The sequence below is a fragment of the Tardiphaga sp. 42S5 genome (assembly GCF_034044155.1).
Lineage (GTDB): Bacteria > Pseudomonadota > Alphaproteobacteria > Rhizobiales > Xanthobacteraceae > Tardiphaga > Tardiphaga robiniae.
In genome coordinates this window covers 5,373,088-5,394,826 of record NZ_CP139027.1, presented here as the reverse complement: position 1 = coordinate 5,394,826, position 21,739 = coordinate 5,373,088, and the positions used below count along the sequence as shown (strand labels likewise).

Here is a 21,739-nt window from a genome sequence, read left to right as displayed (position 1 = left end):
TTAATGGACATGAACCGTGAGGACAAGGTGACAACCGCCCCACCTGTCCGTAAGAAAACGTCATGACTGCCCCTTCCGCAAGCGTGACATTTGGACCTGAGGTCGCCGACGCCGACCGCGCGCGGCTGACCTTCAGCCTCGATGTCGATGTCTGCGTGGTCGGGGCCGGGCTCGCCGGGCTCAGCATTGCGCTGGAAGCGGCACGTCTGGGTGCAAGCGTCGCGGTGCTCGAAGGGCGTTATGTCGGCTGGAACGCGTCCGGCAACCAGTTGGGAACCGTGATGCCGGGCTTTGGCCTGCCGCTCGCCGATCTGATTGCGCGTGTTGGCCTGGAGGACGCTCGTGAGTTGTGGGCGCTGTCGAAGCAGGGCGCAGAGTATGTCCGGACCCAGGCATCAGACGAGCTGATCCCCGGTCTCGGCCTGTCCGAGGGCGCGCTGGAAGTCTCCAATGTCGATGTCGGCGATCGCCTGATCGCCCGCCTGCAGATGCTCGGCGAAGATTTCGATACTGAAGTGGACGGCTGGCAGATCGACCGCGTCCGCGATGTGCTGAAAACCAAACGCTACTTTCACGGCGTGCACTATCCGAAGGCGTTTCAGATCGATGGCCGCAAATATCTGCTGGGTCTCGCAGCGCTGGCGAAACAGGCTGGTGTGCGGATCTTCGAGGACACGCCGGTGGTCAGCATCGATGCCGGCGGCATCCGCAAACGCATCGTGACTCCGTCGGCGCGGATGCGTGCCACACACATCGTGCTGGCCGGCAACATCCATCTCGGTGCGCCTGCGCAAAAGCTGTCGGACACGCTGTTGCCGGTGTGGCGCTATGCCGGCATCACCGAACCGCTCGGTGAACGTCTCGCCGAGGCGGTGACGTTTCAGGGCTCGGTGAGCGATAGCGACGGCGTCGACCATTTCCGTATTGTCGATGGTGATCGGCTGATGTGGTCGAGCCCGGAAACGACATGGGCCGGGCAGCCGGAGCGCTATGCCGGCGCCATCGCACGCCGCATTCGCACCGTGTTTCCGGCGCTGGGCAAGGTTGCCATGGCCGAGACCTTCGGCGGCGCGCTCGGCCAGACCGTGCACGGCATGCCGCAGATCGGGCAACTCCGTCAGGGATTGTGGGTCGCCAGCGGCTTCAGCCATCGGGGCCTGAACACGACGGCCATGGCCGGGCAACTGATCGCCCGTGGCATGTATGCCTATGACGATCGCTTCAAGCTGTTCGCGCCGTTCGAGCTGGTCTGGGCTGGTGGCACGACCGGGCGGGCCGTCGGCTACGCGGTCGGGCTATGGGAGCGGCAGGGTTCGGCGCTGGCCGGCACGCTGGCGCGGTATCGCGAACGGGCCCGGGCGCGGGAGCGGATCCGTGAGGCCCGGCTGGCCGAGGCCAATCTGCGCGCCGGAACGCGGGGCCCGCGGCCGGGCTAGGCAGATCCACCAGGTTTGGGCGCGCAACAAAACGTGAGTAATATTCCGGAACCGGCGTGTAACTTCCGGCTCGTCCGCCCGTATTTCAAGCGAACGAGATGATTGTCTCGATTGTCAGGGAGACCAACCATGATCGACCGCCGCTTTCTTTTGACGACCGCTGCTGGCCTGGGAGGATTGCTGTCGCTGAAATGGCTGACGGCTTCGTCGGCGCGGGCGGCCTCGGACGAGAAGTTCGAAGTCATGAAGACCGATGAGGAATGGCGCAAGCAGCTGACGCCGCAGCAATACGAGATCCTGCGCAAGGAAGGCACCGAGCGGCCGTATTCGAGCCCGCTGAACAAGGAAAAGCGCAAGGGCACCTTCGCCTGCGCGGGCTGCGACAATCCGCTGTTCTCGTCGGAGACCAAGTTCGAGAGCGGCACCGGCTGGCCGAGTTTCTGGCAGCCGCTGCAGAATGCCGTGGGTGAACGCAAGGATTCGACGCTCGGCATGGTTCGCACCGAGATCCACTGCCGTCGCTGCGGCGGCCATCTCGGTCACGTCTTCGATGACGGCCCGAAGCCGACCGGCCTGCGCTACTGCATGGACGGCTTCGCGATGATCTTCAAACCGGCCGCGCCGTCGGCGACCTGAGCAACTACGTAGAACCCGGCGAAATCAGGCGCCGATCCGGCAAATATTTCCCCGCTAGGCAATTGTGCCCCGGTCCATGGACCGGGGTTCTTTGTTTAGTGCGTTGAATTCGTTGAATTTATCCCCTTGGCACGGGGCTTGCGACATCTCCTCCGACAGCGGCTGTGAATTTGGCACCGTCCGGCGGGCCGCCCGGATCGAAGTTGGAGACGATGTAATGGGTATCTTCGGCGCTCTCACCACGTCCGTTGCGGGCCTGCGGGCGAACTCCTATGCGCTGGAAAACATTTCCGGCAACATCGCGAACTCGCAGACCACCGCCTTCAAGCGGATCGATACCAGTTTCCTCGACCTCATTCCCGATGCCGGCACATCCGCACAGGTGGCCGGCAGCGTGACGGCGCAATCGCGCAGCACTAACACCATTGCGGGTTCGGTGCAGTCGTCTTCGGTGGCGACTTACATGGCGATCAACGGCGACGGTTTCTTTGCGGTGCAGAAGCCGGGCAACGTCTCCGACAGCACGCCGGTGTTTGACGGAGTCAACAAATACACCCGTCGCGGCGACTTCTCGCTCGACAAGAACGGCTATCTCGTCAACGGCGCCGGCTACTATCTTCAGGGCGTCAAGATTGATCCCACGACCGGCAACCCGGCCGGCAGCTCGCCGGAAGTACTGCGCTTCCAGAATGACTTCCTGCCGTCGCAGGCCACCACCAAGATCGACTACCGCGCCAACCTCGCCAGCTATCCGCTGACCACCAAGCATCAGACATCGGTGCCTGGTTCCGAATTGCTGCGATCGGCCGACTTCGTGTCAAACCCGCGCGTGTTGGGCACTGCGGCAACGCCCTTCGGGAATACTGCTGTTCCCGGAAACGCGCGCAACAATTTCGCGACGACGCCGGCGCCGATCTCGGCGAATACCATGCTCGCGCCCGTATCCGGCAGCGATACGCTCCCGGTCGGCTTCGCAAACGGCGATACGCTCGTGCTGAAGACCACCAGCGCCGGCGTTACCACGACCAAAACACTTTCGTTCTACACGGGCGCCGTTGCTCCCGCGGCCGTGCCGGGCACGACCTTCATCCCTATCGATACGGCCGATGTCGGCGACGTGCTCACGGCCATCGACGCCGCGACCGGCAACACCTCGCCGCTATCGAGTGTGTCCGCCACCGGCGTGATCACGTTGAACTCCGGTACGGCAAACGACTTTACGCTGGCGGCAGGTTCGACGACTACGGCGGTCGCCGCATTCCAGGCCCTGGGTTTCACTGGCACCGTCACCGGCCTTCGTTCGGGCGGCGGCACGGCGGGCACCGGCATCGTGATCGGCAGTGACGCTCAGACCTTCCTCGATGAATCGATCAGCGGTGGCGCCAAGACGGTCTATGATGGCAACGGTGCACCGGTCAGCCTGCAATTCAGGTGGGCGAAGGTCGAGTCCGCCACGCAGGGCGGAACGGATACCTGGAACCTGTTCTACCAGACCGACCCCGCGGCCACGGGCGCGACCGCTGCCTGGCAGAATGTCGGCACCGACTTCAAGTTCGGGCCGAACGGCCAGATGCAGCCGGTCGTCGGTCAGATCACGCTGACCGGCCTGACCGTCTCGGGCAAGGCACTCGGCAACGTGACCATGGCGTTCGGCACCGGTGGCCTGACCCAGTTCGCCGACACCAACGGCAACGTTCAGGTCAATCAGCTCGAGCAGGACGGCTATGCTGCGGGTCAGCTGCAGAGCGTATCGGTCAGCAACGAAGGACGTGTGGTCGGCAGCTACTCCAACGGCCGTAACATCGATCTTGCTGAAGTCAGTATCGCCACCTTCAACGGCGCCAACTTCCTCAAGCGCATCGACGGCGGCGCGTTCGAGACCACCAACGAATCCGGCGAGGCACTGTACGGCAAGGGTGGCAGCATTTCCGGCTCGTCGCTGGAGTCGTCGAACACCGACATCGCTGACGAATTCACCAAGCTCATCGTCACCCAGCAGGCCTATTCGGCGAATACCAAGGTGATCACGACCGCCAACACCATGGTTCAGGATCTGCTGAACGTGATGCGTTAATCGCAAGGCCGCATCTGCGGCCTTCTTCCCGCGTGAACCTTGAGAGCGACAGTTAGTTATGAGTCTGAACGACGCACTCTCCATCGCCATGTCCGGCCTGCGCGCCAATCAGGCCGCGATGTCGCTGGTCTCCTCGAATGTGGCCAATGCGGAAACGCCTGGCTACATTCGCAAGTCGACGGATCAGGTCGCAGTCAATTCCGGCAACGGCAGCAGCGTCCGCACCGTTGGCGTCAATCGCGAACTCGATCAGTATATCCAGGCGCAGCTCCGCACCGAAACGTCGGGCGCGGGCTATGCCTCGCTCCGTTCGAGCTTCCTGCAGCAGATGCAGAGCCTCTATGGCGATCCTGGTTCAGTCGGCTCGCTCGAATATTCCTTCAATGCCCTGACGACAGCAGTGCAGGCGCTGTCAACGAGCGCTGACAGTCAGTCGGCGCGGATCGGCGTGCTCAACGCCGCGCAAACACTCGCGCAACAATTGAATTCGATGACGCAGGGCATTCAGAGCCTGCGCAGCGCGGCGGAAAGCGGCATCAAGGATTCCGTGACGACCGCCAACACGCTGATGAAGCAGATTGCCAAGATCAACAATCAGTTGACGGCCAATCCGCAAGGCGGAACATCGACGGATTCCAACACCGCCGCGCTGCTCGATCAGCGCGATCAATACGTCACGCAGCTGTCGCAGCTGATGGATATCCGCGTCACCACCAATGGCGCCAATCAGGTCACCATCTTCACCGGTTCCGGTGTGCAGCTGGTGGGTAATGAAGCGGCGACACTTGCGTTTAATGCCCAAGGCACAGTATCAGCCGACACGACGTGGAGCGCGGATCCCAGCAAGAGCAATCTTGGCTCGGTGGTGATCGAATTTCCGAACGGCGGATCGATCGACCTGACTGCTGCCGGCGCTATCAAGTCGGGCACGATCGCCGCATATACCGAACTTCGCGACAAGACGCTTGTCGAGGCGCAGAATCAGCTCGATCAGTTCGCAGCGTCGATCTCGAGCGCGCTCTCGGACAAGACGGCAGCTGGAAGCGTCTTTCCCGTGCCGACGGTGCCGCCGACGGCGCTGCCGCCGGGAACGCCGACCGGCTTCACGCTCGACGTCTCGCAAATGAAGCCGGGCAATGTCATTCACTTCACGTATACGGATACGGCGACCAACACGCAGCGCGAAATTTCGTTCATGCGGGTCGATGATCCCAGCGTGCTGCCGCTGCCGAACACGGCAACGACCGATCCGAATGATACCGTCATCGGCCTCGATTTTTCTTCGGGCTTCGGCTCGGTTCTGAATCAGTTGAACGCGGCGCTTGGCGGCCAGGCTACGTTCTCCGGCACGGCTGGCGCGCTCACCGTCGTCAATAATCCCGCATTCGCCAACATCAACGCGGCGTCGGTGACAGTCACGCAAGGTCCCACCGATCTGAGCAACGGGAGCCCGGAGCTGGCGTTGTTCACCGACAACGGCGCCGCCTATAGCGGTGGCATCAGCAAGAACGGTTCGCAGATGGCCGGTCTCGCCGGCCGGCTGACGATCAACAATGCGATCGTCGCCGACCCCTCCAAGCTGGTGGTTTATAGCGGGTCGACGGCAGCGGGCGACACGACGCGGTCGGCCCTCCTGCTCAACCAGTTGAACAATGCCAGTTTCACTTACTCGCCGGCGACGGGAACGGGCAGTGATACGGCACCGTTCAAGGGGACGCTGTCGAGCTATATGCGCCAGTTCGTCGGGCAACAGGGCGCTGCGGCGGATTCCGCCAAGCAACTCGCGGATGGCCAGAACGTCGTTCTCAACACACTCGACAAGAAGATGGCAGACGCGTCCGGCGTGAATATGGATGATGAGATGGCGCATCTGCTGTCGTTGCAGAACGCCTATTCGGCCAATGCGCGCGTGATGTCGACGGTCAACGAATTGTACAAAACCCTGATGCAGGCATTCTGAGGTAATCATGACGATCAGCGGTGTCGGCTCACGCACATCCTATATCGGATCCGGAATTACCAATCTGCGCGATCAGCTCGACGCGCTGACGCAGCAGCTGTCGAGCGGCAAGATCTCCAACACCTATGCAGGGCAGGGCAGCGGTCGCAGTCTCGCGATCGCGCTACGCGCGCAGATCAGTGGTGTTGCGGCCTATGCCGATACCGCCGTCAATCTGAACACGCGCATCGGCGTGGCAAATCTGTCGCTGCAGCGGCTGGTGGCGGTCGGATCGGATGTGAAAGGCGCCGCGGTCAGCGCTGGCGCCAATTTCGACAATACCGGTCAGACGCCGGGGCAGAAGACCGCGTCGCTCGGCTTCTTCGATTCCGTCGATATGCTGAATGCGCGGTCGGGCGACCGCTACCTGTTCTCCGGCCGCGCCACCGATACGGCGCCGGTCGCTCCCGCCGACCAGATCATGAATGGCAATGGTGCGCTCGTCGCCGGCCTCAAGCAGGTGATCGCCGAGCGCAAGACGGCCGATCTCGGCGTCAACGCAAACGGGCGTGTCGGCAGTGCGGTCGGAACCCCGGTGACATCGGTCGTCATCTCCGAAGAAGACGCGACGCCAGCCCCGCCGCTGGAAGCTCAACCCTTTGGTATGAAGGTCACCGGCGTGTCTACCACGATCGCCGGTGCCACCGTCACCCAGCCGGTCGATCTGCCAGCGACCATCCCGCCTGCGCTGCCGGCGACGCCTGTGGCCAAATCGATGTCGATCGACCTTGGCGCGACCAATCCGAATGTCGGCGATCAGGTCAAGTTCACCTTCACGATGCCGGATGGCACGAAGGAAGACATCGTCCTGACCGCATCGGATAAGACACCCTTGCCGGACAATTCGTTCCTGATCGATCCCGGTCAGCCGAACGCCGTTCCGCCGGTGGCGCCGTCATCGACGGTCACCGCAGCGAATCTCAATGCCGTGCTCGGCACAGCCATGAAGGATCTCGCCAACGGGCCGATGGTGGCGGCATCCGCGATCGAGGCCGGCGACAACTTCTTCGACCAGCCGCCGCTGCGCGTGGGGTCGGCCCCGCTCGGCTCCGCGACCACGCTCGTTGCCGGCACGGCCGACAATACCGTGATCTGGTATCAGGGCGAGCAGAACACGGCCGCCAACGGCTCGGCCCGCGGATCGGCAGTCTCCCAGGTCGATACATCGATCAAGGTGCAATATGGCGCGCGTGCCGACGAGCAGGCCCTGCGCGCGCAACTGCAGACAGTCGCGGTGTTCGCGGCCGTGGCCGTCGATCCGGCACAACTCGGCAATGCGACCTATGCAAAGAGCGCCAATGCGCAGATCGCGGCGCTGAACCAGCGCGTGGCGCAGAACCTGGCGAATGTCCCCGGTCAGCAGACGATTCAGGACATCCAGGCCGACTTTGCCGGCGCGCAGGCATCGATCAAGTCGACCACGGATCGTCAGGTTCAGACCAAGGCGATGGCCCAGACGATGCTCGACTCCATCGAGGGCATCAATGACGACGAGGTCGCGACGAAGATCCTGGCGCTGCAGACCGCGCTGCAAGCTTCGTACCAGACTACGTCGTCATTATATCAGATGAGTCTGGTCAAGTTCCTCTGATCGCCAGAGGCAGGGAGAATATTTCGAATGAGTTTGGCCAGACACGCTGCGCCTGCGGTCCATCGCAAGCAGGACAAGCTCATGGCGCTGCTGATGCAGGCGCAGCAAGTGCATCAGCGCGGCGACATCGAGCAAGCGCGCGGGTTCTACAAGCAGGTTCTCAAAAAGCATCCGAATCACTTCGATGCGCTTCATCTGCTTGGCGTCTGCGAGCATCAGACGGGCAATCAGGATTCGGCCGAGCGTTTGGTGCGCCGAGCGATCATGCTCGATTCGGCGTCGGCCGCCGCCTATTCGAACATGTCGGCGATTCTCTCCGCCCAGCTCCGCTTTGCCGATGCACTCGATTTTGCCGACCGGGCGCTGGTGCTGGATCCGAATTTCGCGGACGCACATTACAACCGCGGCAATGCGCTGGCTGGACTGCACCGCAATGTGGACGCCATCGAGAGCTTTGATGCTTCGATCGCGCTGATGCCGTCAAATGCAAAAACCTTCAACAACAAGGGCAATGCCCTGCACAGGCTACGCCGCTTCGCCGAAGCGCTCGAATGCTACGGCGTCGCGGTCCGTCTGAAGCCGACGTTCCTGCTGGCCCATGTCAACCGTGGCGCCGTGCATCTGGAGATCCGACATTTTTCAGCAGCCGTCACGGATTTCGAATGCGCGCTGGCGCTTGATACGAGCCACACCGGCGCCTGGGTGAATCGCGGCGAAGCCTTGTTCGCATGCGGCCAGCGCATCGACGCGCTGCGCAGCTTCGACAAGGCGCTGTCACTCGACCGCACGATCGCCGAGGCGTGGCTCGGGCGCGGCAACGTGCTACTCCACGCGATGAAAGTCTCGGAGGCGCTCGAAGCCTACACCGAGGCGCTGAAGATCAATCCGGAATTCGTCAACGCGCTGTCGCAGCTCGGTCAGTGCCACGCGTTTCTCGGCGACATCGAGGCGGCGAACGCTTGCATCGACCGCGCGCTTGCCCTCAAGCCGTATGCCGAAGCTGCGCTGTCGAACCGGATCTATATGCTGGATTTCATCGAAGGCGCCGGTTTCGAGCAGCATTGGGCGGCGAGGTCGGAGTGGTGGCGCCAGATCGGTGCCAAGATCGCCGTCGAGCGAACGCTTCTGCACGACAATGCGCGCGATCGCGACAAGCGGATCGTCATCGGCTATGTGTCGGGAGACTTCAGGCAGCATTCAGCAGCGTTCGCCTTTCGGCCGGTGCTGCGAAACCACGACAAGTCGCGCTTCGAGGTGGTGTGCTATTCGGTGTCCGCGCATCAGGACGCCGTGACGGAGACGTTCAAGGCCTGCGCGGACCGGTGGCGCGATGTGTCCCAAATGTCGGACGGCGAACTGGCCGAACAGGTCAAGGCAGATGGTGTCGACATCCTGGTCGATCTGTCCGGCCATAGCTTTGGCAATCGGTTGCGCAGTTTCTCGCTGAAGCCCGCGCCGGTTCAGGTGACCGCCTGGGGCCATGCGACGGGGACTGGGCTGCAGACCATGGACTATCTGTTCTCCGATCCGGTCGCGATTCCCGACCATGCGCGGCATCTGCATGCCGAGAAGATCGCTGATCTACCGTGCCTGATCATCGTCGAGGAGCCGCCTGCGGGCTTGCATTCGGCGGCGCTGCCGCGCGCGACGAACGGCTATACGACCTATGGCATTTTCAACCGGATCACCAAATTCTCCGACGCCGCCATTGCCCTCTGGGCGCGCATTCTCGATGCCGATCCCACGTCGCGCCTGTTGATCAAGGATACGGCGCTCGACGATGCGGGCGTGCAGGCGACGCTGCTCGGCCGGTTCACCGCCCAAGGTGTTGCCGCCGATCGCATCACTTTGCTGGGCGCGACGTCGCGCGAGGAGCATCTCGCCGCCTATGCCAGCGTCGATGTTGGACTGGACACGTTTCCGCAAGGCGGTGGCGTCTCGACCTGGGAGGCACTCTATATGGGTGTGCCCGTGGTGGCGAAGCTGGGCATCGCCGTTGGCAGCCGGTTGTCGGGGGCGATCCTGTCTGCCGTCGGGCTCAATGACTGGGTCGTCGATGATGATGAGGCGTATGTCGCGCGCGCGCTCGGTGCGACGCTCGACGAACTCGCGGACATTCGTGTCCGGCTTCCCGACATGATCGCCGAGCGCTGCAGTCCGGCCGCCTATACTCGCGCGGTCGAGGAGCAATATCGGGCCATGTGGACCAGGTATTGCGAGGAGTCGACGTCGTAAGCTCATGCCGCCCGATCGAGCGCAACTGCCACGGCTCACCGTCGACGGCGGTGGGCGTGTCATGCCGCGCCAGCATCGGCGGCAAACTCAATGACATTATGGCTTGAGGATGAAGCGGCTGGCAGCCACCGGTCGCAATCGACCGTGCAGTCGGGCAATTGCCGGCGTGGCGGTTGGTACATGCTTCAGACGCGAAATTGTTGCATGCGCCATGACCTATTTAGTTAAGTTTGTCTGAATGCCCACTCCGGAAGCTGCAACCGGGTCGATGATTTGATATCGCGGATGAGCACAGCATGACGCGCTGCCTCGGATTGAAAGTCGCTGATACACTTCAACTAATCGATGTTTTTATGGGATATTTGGCCTCGGTTTTCGAGGCGTCCGGTAGTTAAATACATCCTCCGGGCGTGTAAAATAGCGTGCTTCCCTTTTACGCAATCTTAGAATCTGACGGTCATGTTACTCCGTGTCGACCAAGAAGGTCGCTCGTTGTGTCTACCAGGAAGGTAACCAAACATGTCCGGCATTACACTCTCGGCTTCCGTTCGCCAGAACCTGCTCTCGCTGCAGTCCACCGCGGACCTCCTCTCCACCACCCAGAACCGCCTCGCGACCGGCAACAAGGTCAACTCGGCGCTCGACAATCCCACCAACTTCTTCACCGCGCAGGGCCTGAACAACCGCGCTGGTGACATCAACAACCTGCTCGATGGTATCGGCAACGGCGTGCAGATCCTGCAGGCTGCCAATACCGGCATCACCTCGCTGCAGAAGCTCGTTGACTCCGCCAAGTCGATCGCCAACCAGGCGCTGCAGGCGACCTCGGGTTATTCGACCAAGTCGCAGTTCTCCACGACGATCGACGGCGCGACCGCCGAGACTCTGCTCGCACCCGACACGGCTGCGACACTGACCGGCTCCACGGTCGCCACCCTCGCAACCGGCTCTGACCTGAGCACGGCCGCTGGTGGTGCCTTCGCTGCTGGTGACACGCTCACCGTCAACGGCAAGACGATCACCTTCGCGACCGGAGCCGCGACTGCCGGTACGGCTGCTTCGGTGACTGATACGGATGGCAACGTCACCATCAACCTCACCTATGACAACGCCGGCACCGGCGATCAGTCCACGACTGCCACGCTGAAGGCCGCCGTTGAAAGCCTCGCTGGTGCAGGCAGCACCTTCGCGATTGCCGCCAACGCGGTAACGATCACGGCAGGCGATACGTCGACCAGTATCACGCTCGGCGGTACCGCACTCAGCAAGCTCGGCCTCACTGCCGGCACCACCGTCCCGACCAGCACTTTGGCTGGACAGGCACTGACCATCGGTGCGATTGACGGTAGCGCTGCCCAGACTATCACGTTCGGCAGTGGCGCAGGTCAGGTCAACACGCTCGACGGCCTGAACAAGAAGCTTGCCAACAGCAACCTGCAGGCTTCGGTCAACAAGGACGGTAAGCTGACCATCCAGACCACCAACGATGAAGCCTCGTTCGACCTGACGGCCAGCGGCATCATCGGCGGTTCGGCGACTGGCGCGGGCAAGATGTTCGGCGTGCTGAACACCTCCGCTCCGGTGGAAGACGTCAACGCTCAGAACACCCGTGCGGGTCTGGTTGCCCAGTACAACACGGTGATCGATCAGATCAAGACGACGGCTGCTGACGCTTCCTTCAACGGCGTCAACCTGCTGAACGGCGACACGCTGGCTCTGACCTTCAACGAAACCGGCAAGTCGAAGCTCAGCATCTCGGGCGTCACCTTCGACCCGGCCGGCCTCGGTCTCGAGTCGCTGACCAAGGGCGAAGACTTTCTCGACAACGCTGCCACCAACAAGCTCCTGACCGGTCTGAACAACGCGTCTTCGACGCTGCGTTCGCAGGCTTCGGCCTTCGGTTCGAACCTGTCGGTTGTGCAGATGCGTCAGGACTTCTCGAAGCAGATGATCAACGTGCTGCAGACCGGTGCGTCGAACCTGACCCTCGCCGACACCAACGAGGAAGCGGCCAACAGCCAGGCGCTGTCGACCCGCCAGTCGATCGCCGTCTCCGCGCTGTCGCTGGCCAACCAGTCGCAGCAGGGCGTTCTCCAGCTGCTCCGCTAAACTTCAGCGGACTAGTCGAAACAGAAGGCGGCGGGGCAGAAAGCCCCGCCGTTTTTCGTCGTCCGATCGTCGCAAAGGCCCGGAAAGCTCAAGCTTTCCGGGCCTTATGCCGTTTTGGGACAGTTTTACGAAAGCCTTAATCCGCTGTTAACCATATCTTAAATGGTCATCGGTCATATTCGGCCTGAGTAGGAAGCAGGTAGGCCGAGAATCGGCCGCGTTTAATCCGGGCATCGCCGCAAGGCGGACCGAGATTCCTCTTCCAGAAGGGCGTCAAATTTAACCGGCAGCATCGCGGCGAGACGGGTCTCGCTAGATGCACCATGCGCTTGCGCGACCTGAAGGTCGACCGCGCTGGGAACAGGAAGGTTTCCATATGTCAGGCATCGTTCTTTCGGCTTCGGTTCGCCAGAACCTGCTGTCGTTGCAATCGACCGCGGACCTCTTGTCCACGACGCAGAACCGACTTGCGACGGGCAAGAAGGTCAACACTGCGCTCGATAACCCCACGAATTTCTTCACGGCAGCAGGGCTCGACAGCCGCGCCGGTGACATCAACAGCCTGCTCGACGGCATCGGCAACGGCGTGCAGGTGCTGCAGGCGGCCAATACCGGCATCACCTCGCTGCAGAAGCTGGTCGATACCGCGAAATCGATCGCCAATCAGGCGCTGCAAATTCCGGTCGGCTATAACGCCAAGTCGTCGTTCACGACGCCGATCAATCCCGGTGCGACCGCCGACAACCTGCTGGGTACATCCACGAAGACTGACAACACCTATGTTGGCACTGTCGCGAATAACAAGAATGCCGCTGCCATCACCGGCGCCACGCTGCTGTCGGGTGCTGCCGCCACCGACTCGATTGCTACCAGCTTCGCGGCGAACGACACTATCACAGTCAATGGTCAGAGCCTGACCTTCAGAGCTTCGGGCGCGTCGGGCGCCAACGAAATCAACATCACGGACACCGTCGCTACGCTGCTGGGCAAGATCGATGCGCTGTCGGGTGGTGCGGGCTCTGCAGTCAACACGGCAGCGCCCATCGGGGCGATCACGCTGCACACGGGTGCGGCTTCCGATCTGTCGATCACGAGCTCGAACACCGCCGCGCTCGCCGGGCTCGGCCTGGGTACGTCGGTGACCCAGGCGCGGACCTCAGGTCCGACCGCCCTGGGTGGTCCACCGGCGCTGACGCTGACGATTGCGGCGACCAATCCGTCGAGCACCGCGACGAACATCACCTTCGGTACCGCGAGCGGCCAGGTCTCTACCCTGGCGCAGCTCAATGCCGCGCTGGCGCCGAACAACCTGCAAGCCGTCATCGATCCCGCTGGCTTCATGACGATCCAGACGTCCAACGATGCGGCCTCGTCGACCATCGGCGCCATTGGCGGCACAGCCGCGGCCGTCGGCAAGCTGTTCAATGGCCTGGTGCCAAGCACGCCGGTGACGGACTTCGCGTCGCAGACCTCGCGCGCCAATCTCGTTGCGCAGTACAACAACATCATCGATCAGATCACGACCACGTCGCAGGATGCCTCGTTCAACGGCATCAACCTGCTCGGTGGCGATCAGCTCAAGCTGGTGTTCAACGAAACCGGCAAGTCGACGCTCAACATCGCCGGCACCACGCTGACGCCGGCAGGTCTCGGTCTCGGCAAGCTTGCCGCAGGCGCTGACTTTCTCGACAATACCTCGGCCAACAACACGCTGGCTGCGCTCAACATCTCCAGCTCGGTTCTCCGCGCGCAGGCCTCGGCGCTCGGCTCCAACCTGTCGATCGTGCAGATCCGTCAAGAATTCGCCAAGAACCTGATCAACGTGCTGCAGACCGGTTCGTCCAACCTGACGCTGGCCGACACCAACGAGGAAGCCGCGAACAGCCAGGCACTGTCGACCCGGCAGTCGATCGCTGTCTCGGCGCTGGCGCTGGCCAACCAGTCGCAGCAGAGCGTGCTCAAGCTACTCCAGTAACTCTGACGGCCGCACTGGGATTACCGGACGGCGGGGGGAAACTCCGCCGTTTTTCGTTGGTCGCGGGTAATTAGCGGCGCGTTGCCCGGCATCCTGGCTTTCCCCAGACTGAAGACGCCGGTCGCTGAACGCTGGTATTATTCGAATCGCAGGCGTATTTTCAGGGTTCCTGGATAGTCATGCCCGCCCGAAATGTGGCACCAGATACCGTTGGCTTTGCATGTGGCCTCACGGCCGCTGCGGGGAAGGAGAGCTGAATGCCTTTGCGAGTCGAACTGAAGCCGGGTGAGCGAATCATCATTGGTCAGAGCGTGATCACCAATTCCGATACGCGCACGGCGTTCCTGATTGATGGCGATGCGCCGATCATGCGTGAAAAGGATATCCTCACGGCGGAGACTGCTACGACGCCGGTCAAACGCGTCTATCTCTGCGTGCAGATGATGTATCTGGAGAACGATATCCCGGCCTATCAGGAGCTGTATCTCGGTTTCATCAAGGAATTGATCGAAGCAGTTCCGAGTTTTCGTGAAACGATCGAGGACGTCAGTAAGCTTATTTTAAGCGGCTCGCTTTACAAAGCACTCAAGGAATTGCGTCCGCTAATCAAGCGGGAAGAAGAGTTTTTGAGGTAGCGAATGTCGATCGGTGCTCAAGCTTACGCGCGTACTGCGCAGACCACGGCGACACCGAGAGACATCGAAGCCCAAGCCCTTCTGAAAGCAGCGCGCAAGCTGCAGGACGTTGTGGAAAATTGGGGCCATACCGATGCTGGTCTCGACGACGCTCTTCTGTTCAATCGCAAGCTCTGGTCCATCTTCGTCGGCGATGCCATGAATGATCAGAATCCGGAATCGATCGGGATCCGGCAGAATATCGCCAATATCGGCATTTTTGTTCTGACGCAGTGCACCGCGCTTCAGCAGGTCCGCCAGGTTGAACATCTGCAAGCGCTCATCGACATCAACCGCAATATTGCGGCGGGACTGTCCGGTCGCCCGTGAGCGTGTCGACACTGTAACTTTAGCTTAATGGTTGGCGCGGCCTAATGGCGCCTGACAGGCGCGGCGATTCGAAGCCGCGTGCGACGAGGCACGATGGCAGACGCACTCAGCATTCTTGCAACGGCTTACAAGACCACCACGCCGGTCACGGCAGGCAAGTATGTGGCGGTGGATGCCGACGCCTACAAAGGCAGTTGGCAGGGCACCTACGCTAATGGAAAGAAGTTCGAGGTCGCGATTTCGCAGGTCGAAGGCTTCCGCGCGCAGGTGAAGTATCAGAGCGAGGGGACCGTGAAGTATCAGCAGGTCCTGATCAAGGATAACTCGTTTCGCGTGGGCGACACCAAGTTCCAAATGACGGCCAACAACAAGGCGACGATCAAGAACGTCGTGACCGATGCCGCCACCGGCAGCACCTATCTCGATACAGCCTTTGCAACGCGCAACGTCTGATCAGCGCATTAGATCCTGCGATCCGTCTCCATACGTCGATTCTGCAGCTTTGCGTCCTGGTTGAGCGTGTCCATGGCGCGCAGATAGGCGCGGGAGCGCAGTCGCGATTCCTCGGGATACTGATCGATCACCTGATTGGACTTCTTGTCCACAGATACGAAGACGATCTCGCCTGCGCCCTTGTCGATGATGACTTCCTTGGAGATGCGTTCGCTGTCCATCTGCTGGTAGTTCGCTGCAGAAATGTTCGGCTGCAGTACACGGGGCGCTGCTGACACGGTCTTGTCGGGAGGGAGTTGCGTAGGCACGGCTTCGCGCACCGCTTCTGGTGCGGGTCGTATCACCGGCGTGGCAACCGGTGCCCCCACCGGTTTGATATTGAAGTCGGCACCCATGGCAGCCCTCCTGGCTCCATTCGATAAATCCCGACCCGTTCCCAAACGACATTATGCACCGGACGGCTGAATCCGGTGCTTACTTGCGCGCTGTAATTTAAGTCAAAAGATAGCAATCCCGCGGCGCATCAAACGGGCCAGCGATCGCATGACCCATTATACGATCAAAGTGACCGGCTGACGACGATGGGCGTCATGTTGACCCGGCCCGGCTGAGCCTGCCGACCGGCCGCCGTATAGGTCTGCGGGATATTACGCTTCTGAACCTCGGCATTGACGCCGCGGACAATGCCTTCCGAAACCGCATGCGCGGTGGCGAGCACGGTCAGATTGACCTGCAGCATCGCACGGAACACGTCATGGTGCTTGCGCAAGGCCGAAAGCAGGTCGGGCGTCGTCTGCGCGAGATATGTCTGGCTGATCTTGAGCAGCGAGATCATCGCAATGTAGCGACGCGAAATGTCCGCCTTCGGAGCTTCGAGCTTGATAGCCTCGCGGATATGGCCGTTGCGGACCAGCGTTGTCTCCTGTTCGATGATGGCGAGCAGCTCGTTCATCACCTTCATGAGTTCGTCGGCGAGCTGACGGGCTTCCATCAGCGTCGCGACCGAACGCGGTGCGGCGATCGGGGCGGCTTGCTGGCGTTGCGCATTGTTCATGGCGGTGTCCTCTGCGATCAGCTGGCGCGATTGGCTTGCTGGATGATGAGTGAACGAAAGACTTCGTTGGAGATGCCGACGCCGCCGGCCTTGGCGAAGGACTTCGAATATTCGTCGGTTAGCATCGAGCGCCATGCGCCGGTGCCGGTGGTATCGCCGAACGGGCCTTCGCCCTTGATGCCCGATGTCATCTGCGAGAACATCGTGTTGATGAACATCGCCTCGAAATCTTCGGACTGTTTGCGCGTCTTGGCCTGAGCTTGCGGCGATACTTTCTGCAGCGCATCGATCAGGTTCTGATCGGGGCGGCCGTTGATGGTCGGGTGCTTGGCCTGATAGGCGGCGACAGCGGTATTGACGTTCATCACATCACCTCGATGTCAGCCTGGATGGCGCCCGCGGCCTTGATGGCCTGGAGGATGCCGATCAGGTCGCGCGGGCCGATGCCGAGTCCGTTGAGGCCGTCGACGAGCTGCTGCAGCGAAACGCCGTCCTTCACCAACGCGAATTTCTTGCCGTCCTCGGTCACGCCGACTCGTGTGCTTGGCGTGACGACTGTGCGGCCGTTGGAGAATGCGTTGGGCTGGCTGACATTGGCACTCTCCGAAATCGTCACGGTGAGATTGCCTTGGGCCACAGCGACGGTAGCGACGCGGACGTCGCGGCCCATCACGATGATGCCGGAGCGTTCGTCGATGATGATCTTAGCGGCCAGATCCGGTTCGACCTGTAGCTGCTCGATCTCGGTGAGCAGCGCGACGACGTTGCCCTTGAACTCCGGCGGGATCGACAGCTGCACGGTGGAGGGATCGATCGGCTCGGCGGTCTTGGATCCCAGGAAGTCGTTGACGGCGGCGGCAATGCGCTTGGCCGTGGTGAAGTCAGGGTTGCGCAAAGCGAGGCGCACATTGGGCAGGCGGTTCAGCGCGAATTCGATCTCGCGCTCGATGATGGCGCCATTGGCGATGCGGCCAACGGTCGGCACGCCGCGGGTGATGCTGGCGGCAGCGCCTTCGGCGGCAAAACCATTGATGGCGAGGGAGCCCTGGGCGACGGCGTAGACATTGCCGTCGGCGCCGAGCAGGGGGGTGACCAGCAGGGTGCCGCCGGTCAGGTTCTTGGCGTCGCCGAGCGCCGAGACGGTGACGTCCATGCGGGTGCCCTGGGTGCCGAAGGCGGGCAGGTTGCCGGTGACCATGACGGCGGCCACGTTGCCGGTGCGCAGCGTCTGGCCGCGGATATTGACGCCCATGCGCTCCAGCATCGCCTGCAGCGACTGGCGGGTGAACGGGATGTTGTTGAGGGTGTCGCCGGTGCCGTTGAGGCCGACCACGAGACCGTAGCCGATCAGCTGGTTCTGCCGGACGCCTTCGATATTGGCGAGATCCTTGATCCGCGACGTCGCATGTGCCGACACCGCCTGTACGAGCAGCACGAGCAGCACCGCACAGGCCGTCTGACAGAATCGGATCGAAGGTAGGCTCGGCATCCTCTGCTCCCCGCTGAGGTCTTCACTGGACCGCTCATCACTCCCATGACGACGATCCGGCATTAACTATGCGAGCGCCGTGCCAGCGTTCTAATTCGCTTTAAAATATTGATTTATAAGGATAATGAGGAAAGCTCTCGGGCTGGATGTGTGATCCGAGCCCCGACGAATGTGCCGCCTGCGGCAGATTTTGCCGGGCCGTTTACGATTGATTAACCATAAAAGACGACCTTTCCGGATGGAGGTCCGTTTACGCTCGCGATGGTACTGAGCGAACGGCAAGCCGCCGTGGGCCGGGATCGGCCATTACCCTTGCTGGACACGCCGATGCGCATTTACGGACCGAACGGCACCACATTCGGAGCCCCGTCGTCAGGAGCGAAGAAAACCAGTTCGACCGGGTTTTCGTTGCCGGACGCGACACCGACCTCCGACACCAGACCGACTGTCGCGCCCCGGGCGGCCAACAGCATCGATGCGCTTCTGGCCATGCAGAGCGTCGAAGATCCCATGGAGCGCCGCAAGCGCTCGGTGAAGCGCGGCCGCGGTGCGCTCGATGTCCTCGACGAACTCAAGATCGGCCTGCTCACGGGCTCGATCAATTCGGCCATGGTGGCGCGGTTGCGCAGTGCGGCAGCCAACCTCAAGGAATCATCCGGCGAGCCCGGTCTGGACGCCGTGCTCTCCGAGATCGAACTGCGGGTTGAAGTCGAACTGGCCAAGGCTGGCCAAGTCTGACCCGCTCGGAGCGGCTCCAAGTCCGGCTGGAGCCGCACAAAATACCGTCTAGCCCTTCACACGCCCTTTGCCAAAGACCGGGCTGAGGGGGCCAGGTGCTGCAGCAGCACGGTTCCGGCCCTGAAACCCGGCGGTGGATGGCCGTTCTGGAGGTATCCTGACGTTATTGTCTGTCACATGACCTAGCTATATAAGCTGCGGCGCGGCCGGTCATTTCCGGCGCCTTGCACGCATAGATGGATTGGCCTTGGACAAGTTGAAAAGCTATCGCCCCTCCGAAAAAGAGCCTTTCATGAACGACCGGCAGCGCGACTATTTCCGCGCGAAATTGCTGGCTTGGAAGGAAGAAATCCTCCGTGAATCGAAACTCACCCTGCAGGCTTTGCAGGAGGAGAACGTCAATCACCCCGACCTCGCCGACCGTGCATCGTCGGAAACAGACCGCGCCATCGAACTGCGGGCGCGCGACCGGCAGCGCAAGCTGATCTCCAAGATCGACGCCGCGCTGCTGCGCATCGAGGATAATACCTACGGCTATTGCGAGGAGACCGGCGAGCCGATCTCGCTCAAGCGGCTAGAAGCCCGCCCGATCGCAACACTCTCCGTGGAAGCTCAGGAGCGCCACGAGAAGCGCGAAAAGGTCTATCGCGACGAATAGTCTTTCAGATGCCAAACGGCCGCCCATCGGGCGGCCGTTTTTCATTTCGGAGTTCCGGAAGGCAATCGCGCATGCTGTGCGATGCAGTGATCTGCGATAACTGCACTGCAGCACGGCGACATTCTTAAACACGGGAATATGAACGTCATCATTCGCCGATAGGACGTAGGCTTGCTCCAGAAAAAAAACGGGAGGATGAACAATGGCTGCGCCTGCCTCTTATGATCCCGATACGATCGCGCTGATGCGGAATGTTCTTCAAAAGGTCGTCGCAAGGGTGCCGGAGCAGCACCGCACCTCGTGCAATCAGGCGGCCATCGCCTCGCGCATCCTTGCGACTGCTGCGCAGGGCCGGCGTTCTGAAGATGTCCTGACGACGGAGGCTCTGGCCGAGGTGAAGGAGATCTTCACCGGGCCTGCGGGGATGCGTCGGCTTCATGAAGACCTGACCAGGGTCTTCGGCTGAACTCCAGAATCGAGGAATTGCAGTGGCGCGAGCGTCGGTTCGCGCCAGCAACGCTGCGCACCGTTGCCAAGCAGGATGGTGGTCGCTACCCGTTAGTCATATGTCAGCATGAGCCGTGTGACGAGCGAAGGGACCGCCGATGGAAAAGTATCTCGCGATCGCCGAAATCCTGGCTTACGTCCGCCATAACCGCACGCCGCTCACCGTGTTGCCGCCAGACGCGGTCCCGCATGACGAGGCCGATGGCTATCGCGTGCAGGACGCGCTTCACAATTTGCTGTCGCCCGATTTCGGCTTGCAGGTCGGTTACAAGATCGGCTGCACAAGCGCGGTGATGCAGCAATATCTCGGTATTTCGCACCCTTGCGCTGGCGGACTCTATATGAGTGGTGTTCATGCCGCCGGAACGTCGCTGCGCTACAACGATTATGTACATGTCGGCGTGGAGTGTGAAATTGCGGTCCAGCTCGCGAGCGATCTGATGCCGTCGGGCGAGCCGTTCACGGCTGATGATGTCGCAACAGCGATCGATGCCTACCATCCTGCCATCGAGATCGTCGATGATCGTTATGCGGACTGGCGCAGTATGGATGCGCCGACACTGATCGCAGATGATTTCTTTGCGGCGGGATGTGTTCTGGGTGCGCCTGTTGCTCGTGGCAAGGCGCCTGACCTTCTGTCGGTGATTGGACGTGCCGTCGTCAACGGCACGGAGGTGGGGCGCGGCAATGGCGCCGATGTTCTTGGTCATCCACATCATGCACTGGCCTGGCTTGCCAACCATCTCGCGGCCCGAAACAAGATATTGCGCGCCGGGGACTTCGTACTGACGGGCAGTCTGGTACAGACGGCGTGGCTCAATGCCGGAGATCACGTCCGGATGGAGTTGCTGGGACTGGGCAGCGTCGAGGTGGACTTCAAAGGCTGACGACTGCCCCGTGGCCAATCGGTGCGCAACAATCACTGTTCAGAACGACGACGGCCTTCCGCCAGGGGAGCTGACGAAAGGCCGCGTGTGAACACCTCACCATGTGGGAGCACGATGAGATGTGGGAGCTGGTTAGCGGTTAGAAGGGCAGCAGCACGTCCATGACCTGTTGGCCGTAGCGTGGTTGCTGGACGTCCGAGATCTGGCCGCGGCCGCCATAGGCGATGCGGGCCTGCGCGATCTTGGCGCTGTCGATGGTGTTGTCGCTCTGAATGTCTTCCGGACGCACGATGCCGGCGACGATCAGCTCGCGGATTTCGTAGTTGACGCGGATTTCCTGCTTGCCCTCAACCACGAGGTTGCCGTTCGGCAGCAATTGCGTGACCACTGCGGCGACGCTGGTCTGCAACGCTTCCTGTCGTGCGACCGATCCCTTGCCGTCGCTCGACGACGATCCATCAGCCGTCAGCAGACGGCCGGGCAGCACCGAGGCGGCCGAACCTGTCAGCAACTTGCTGCCCGCAAAGTCGGTGATCCCCGAGTTTTCCGTATTGGTACGGCTGCGCTGGGTCTCGTTGGCGATATTGGCCTTGTCGGTGAAGTTCACGGTGACCGTCAGGATGTCGCCGATCTGGCGCGCGCGCTGATCCTTGAAGAACGCGCGCGATCCGCTGCGCCACAGGGAGTTGGCGTTGTAGGATGCGACCTCCGGCTTTGGCATTGGCATCTGCACTGGCTTGTAGCCGGGCTGTGTCGTCGGGTTTTCGATCGCCGTGAGCGCCGGTTTCTCGCCGATGGACGCGAGACGGTCGATCGATGAACAGCCGCTGGCAGCAAGGCCGACCGTAAGAAGCGCAGCGCCGGTGGCGAAGGGACGATGGAACTGGAACATCA

At 61.6% G+C, this 21,739-nt stretch carries 20 protein-coding genes; 15 read left to right on the top strand and 5 right to left on the bottom strand.

Annotated elements, in window-relative coordinates:
* Nucleotides 1-62: 62 nt before the first annotated feature.
* The 11 genes from SFY93_RS25180 to SFY93_RS25130 all read left to right on the top strand — a co-directional run bounded on the left by SFY93_RS25180 (nt 63) and on the right by SFY93_RS25130 (nt 15,512).
* The gene (locus SFY93_RS25180; RefSeq protein ID WP_320445019.1) at nt 63-1,436 is read left to right on the top strand and encodes an NAD(P)/FAD-dependent oxidoreductase; all 1,374 of its coding nucleotides are present in this window, start codon (nt 63-65) and stop codon (nt 1,434-1,436) included.
* A gap of 129 nt (nt 1,437-1,565) precedes the next feature.
* Complete coding sequence (gene msrB / locus SFY93_RS25175) at nt 1,566-2,072, top strand: peptide-methionine (R)-S-oxide reductase MsrB (RefSeq protein ID WP_320445018.1); 507 nt, start codon at nt 1,566-1,568, stop codon at nt 2,070-2,072.
* 217 nt (nt 2,073-2,289) lie between these two features.
* Nucleotides 2,290-4,146 carry a flagellar hook-basal body complex protein gene (locus tag SFY93_RS25170; RefSeq protein ID WP_320445017.1) on the top strand — a complete coding sequence of 619 codons (1,857 nt, stop codon included), beginning with the start codon at nt 2,290-2,292 and terminating at the stop codon, nt 4,144-4,146.
* 58 nt (nt 4,147-4,204) lie between these two features.
* Nucleotides 4,205-6,106, top strand: coding sequence for a flagellar hook-associated protein FlgK (flgK, locus tag SFY93_RS25165; protein WP_320445016.1), 1,902 nt, complete (start codon nt 4,205-4,207; stop codon nt 6,104-6,106).
* 7 nt (nt 6,107-6,113) lie between these two features.
* On the top strand, nt 6,114-7,736 hold the full coding sequence (locus SFY93_RS25160; protein WP_320445015.1) for a flagellar biosynthesis protein FlgL: 1,623 nt from the start codon (nt 6,114-6,116) through the stop codon (nt 7,734-7,736).
* A gap of 27 nt (nt 7,737-7,763) precedes the next feature.
* Nucleotides 7,764-9,971: a tetratricopeptide repeat protein gene (locus tag SFY93_RS25155; protein WP_320445014.1), complete on the top strand. Its 2,208-nt coding sequence runs from the start codon at nt 7,764-7,766 to the stop codon at nt 9,969-9,971.
* 519 nt (nt 9,972-10,490) lie between these two features.
* On the top strand, nt 10,491-12,080 hold the full coding sequence (locus SFY93_RS25150; RefSeq protein ID WP_320445013.1) for a flagellin N-terminal helical domain-containing protein: 1,590 nt from the start codon (nt 10,491-10,493) through the stop codon (nt 12,078-12,080).
* A 376-nt stretch (nt 12,081-12,456) separates the two neighbouring features.
* Nucleotides 12,457-14,055, top strand: coding sequence for a flagellin N-terminal helical domain-containing protein (locus SFY93_RS25145; RefSeq protein WP_320445012.1), 1,599 nt, complete (start codon nt 12,457-12,459; stop codon nt 14,053-14,055).
* A gap of 257 nt (nt 14,056-14,312) precedes the next feature.
* Nucleotides 14,313-14,690, top strand: coding sequence for a flagellar biosynthesis repressor FlbT (gene flbT / locus SFY93_RS25140; protein WP_320445011.1), 378 nt, complete (start codon nt 14,313-14,315; stop codon nt 14,688-14,690).
* 3 nt (nt 14,691-14,693) lie between these two features.
* Nucleotides 14,694-15,059, top strand: a complete 366-nt coding sequence (gene flaF, locus SFY93_RS25135) for a flagellar biosynthesis regulator FlaF (protein WP_320445010.1) — start codon at nt 14,694-14,696, stop codon at nt 15,057-15,059.
* 93 nt (nt 15,060-15,152) lie between these two features.
* Nucleotides 15,153-15,512, top strand: a complete 360-nt coding sequence (locus tag SFY93_RS25130) for a hypothetical protein (RefSeq protein WP_068735624.1) — start codon at nt 15,153-15,155, stop codon at nt 15,510-15,512.
* An 8-nt stretch (nt 15,513-15,520) separates the two neighbouring features.
* On the opposite strand, the gene SFY93_RS25125 is transcribed toward SFY93_RS25130, so the two are convergent.
* The 4 genes from SFY93_RS25125 to SFY93_RS25110 form a co-directional block, all read right to left on the bottom strand.
* Nucleotides 15,521-15,907 (bottom strand): hypothetical protein, encoded by a 387-nt coding sequence (locus tag SFY93_RS25125; RefSeq protein WP_175366561.1) that lies wholly within the window; start codon nt 15,905-15,907, stop codon nt 15,521-15,523.
* Nucleotides 15,908-16,071: 164 nt separating this feature from the next.
* The gene (locus tag SFY93_RS25120; protein ID WP_320445009.1) at nt 16,072-16,566 is read right to left on the bottom strand and encodes a hypothetical protein; all 495 of its coding nucleotides are present in this window, start codon (nt 16,564-16,566) and stop codon (nt 16,072-16,074) included.
* 17 nt (nt 16,567-16,583) lie between these two features.
* Nucleotides 16,584-16,931: a flagellar assembly peptidoglycan hydrolase FlgJ gene (gene flgJ / locus SFY93_RS25115; RefSeq protein ID WP_089265185.1), complete on the bottom strand. Its 348-nt coding sequence runs from the start codon at nt 16,929-16,931 to the stop codon at nt 16,584-16,586.
* Nucleotides 16,931-18,055: a flagellar basal body P-ring protein FlgI gene (locus SFY93_RS25110; protein WP_089265184.1), complete on the bottom strand. Its 1,125-nt coding sequence runs from the start codon at nt 18,053-18,055 to the stop codon at nt 16,931-16,933. Before SFY93_RS25110 ends, flgJ begins: the two co-directional genes overlap by 1 nt.
* 327 nt (nt 18,056-18,382) lie before the next feature.
* Between SFY93_RS25110 and SFY93_RS25105 the strand changes: the two genes are divergently transcribed.
* The 4 genes from SFY93_RS25105 (at nt 18,383) to SFY93_RS25090 (ending at nt 20,845) form a co-directional block, all read left to right on the top strand.
* Complete coding sequence (locus SFY93_RS25105) at nt 18,383-18,793, top strand: flagellar assembly protein FliX (RefSeq protein WP_320445008.1); 411 nt, start codon at nt 18,383-18,385, stop codon at nt 18,791-18,793.
* 247 nt (nt 18,794-19,040) lie between these two features.
* Complete coding sequence (dksA, locus tag SFY93_RS25100) at nt 19,041-19,451, top strand: RNA polymerase-binding protein DksA (RefSeq protein ID WP_068735634.1); 411 nt, start codon at nt 19,041-19,043, stop codon at nt 19,449-19,451.
* 202 nt (nt 19,452-19,653) lie between these two features.
* Complete coding sequence (locus tag SFY93_RS25095; protein ID WP_120291376.1) at nt 19,654-19,917, top strand: hypothetical protein; 264 nt, start codon at nt 19,654-19,656, stop codon at nt 19,915-19,917.
* Between the two features lie 139 nt (nt 19,918-20,056).
* Nucleotides 20,057-20,845: a 2-keto-4-pentenoate hydratase gene (locus SFY93_RS25090; RefSeq protein ID WP_320445007.1), complete on the top strand. Its 789-nt coding sequence runs from the start codon at nt 20,057-20,059 to the stop codon at nt 20,843-20,845.
* A 139-nt stretch (nt 20,846-20,984) separates the two neighbouring features.
* Here the strand turns inward: SFY93_RS25090 and flgH are convergent, their stop codons facing one another.
* The gene (gene flgH, locus SFY93_RS25085) at nt 20,985-21,737 is read right to left on the bottom strand and encodes a flagellar basal body L-ring protein FlgH (protein WP_068736258.1); all 753 of its coding nucleotides are present in this window, start codon (nt 21,735-21,737) and stop codon (nt 20,985-20,987) included.
* Nucleotides 21,738-21,739: the final 2 nt, after the last annotated feature.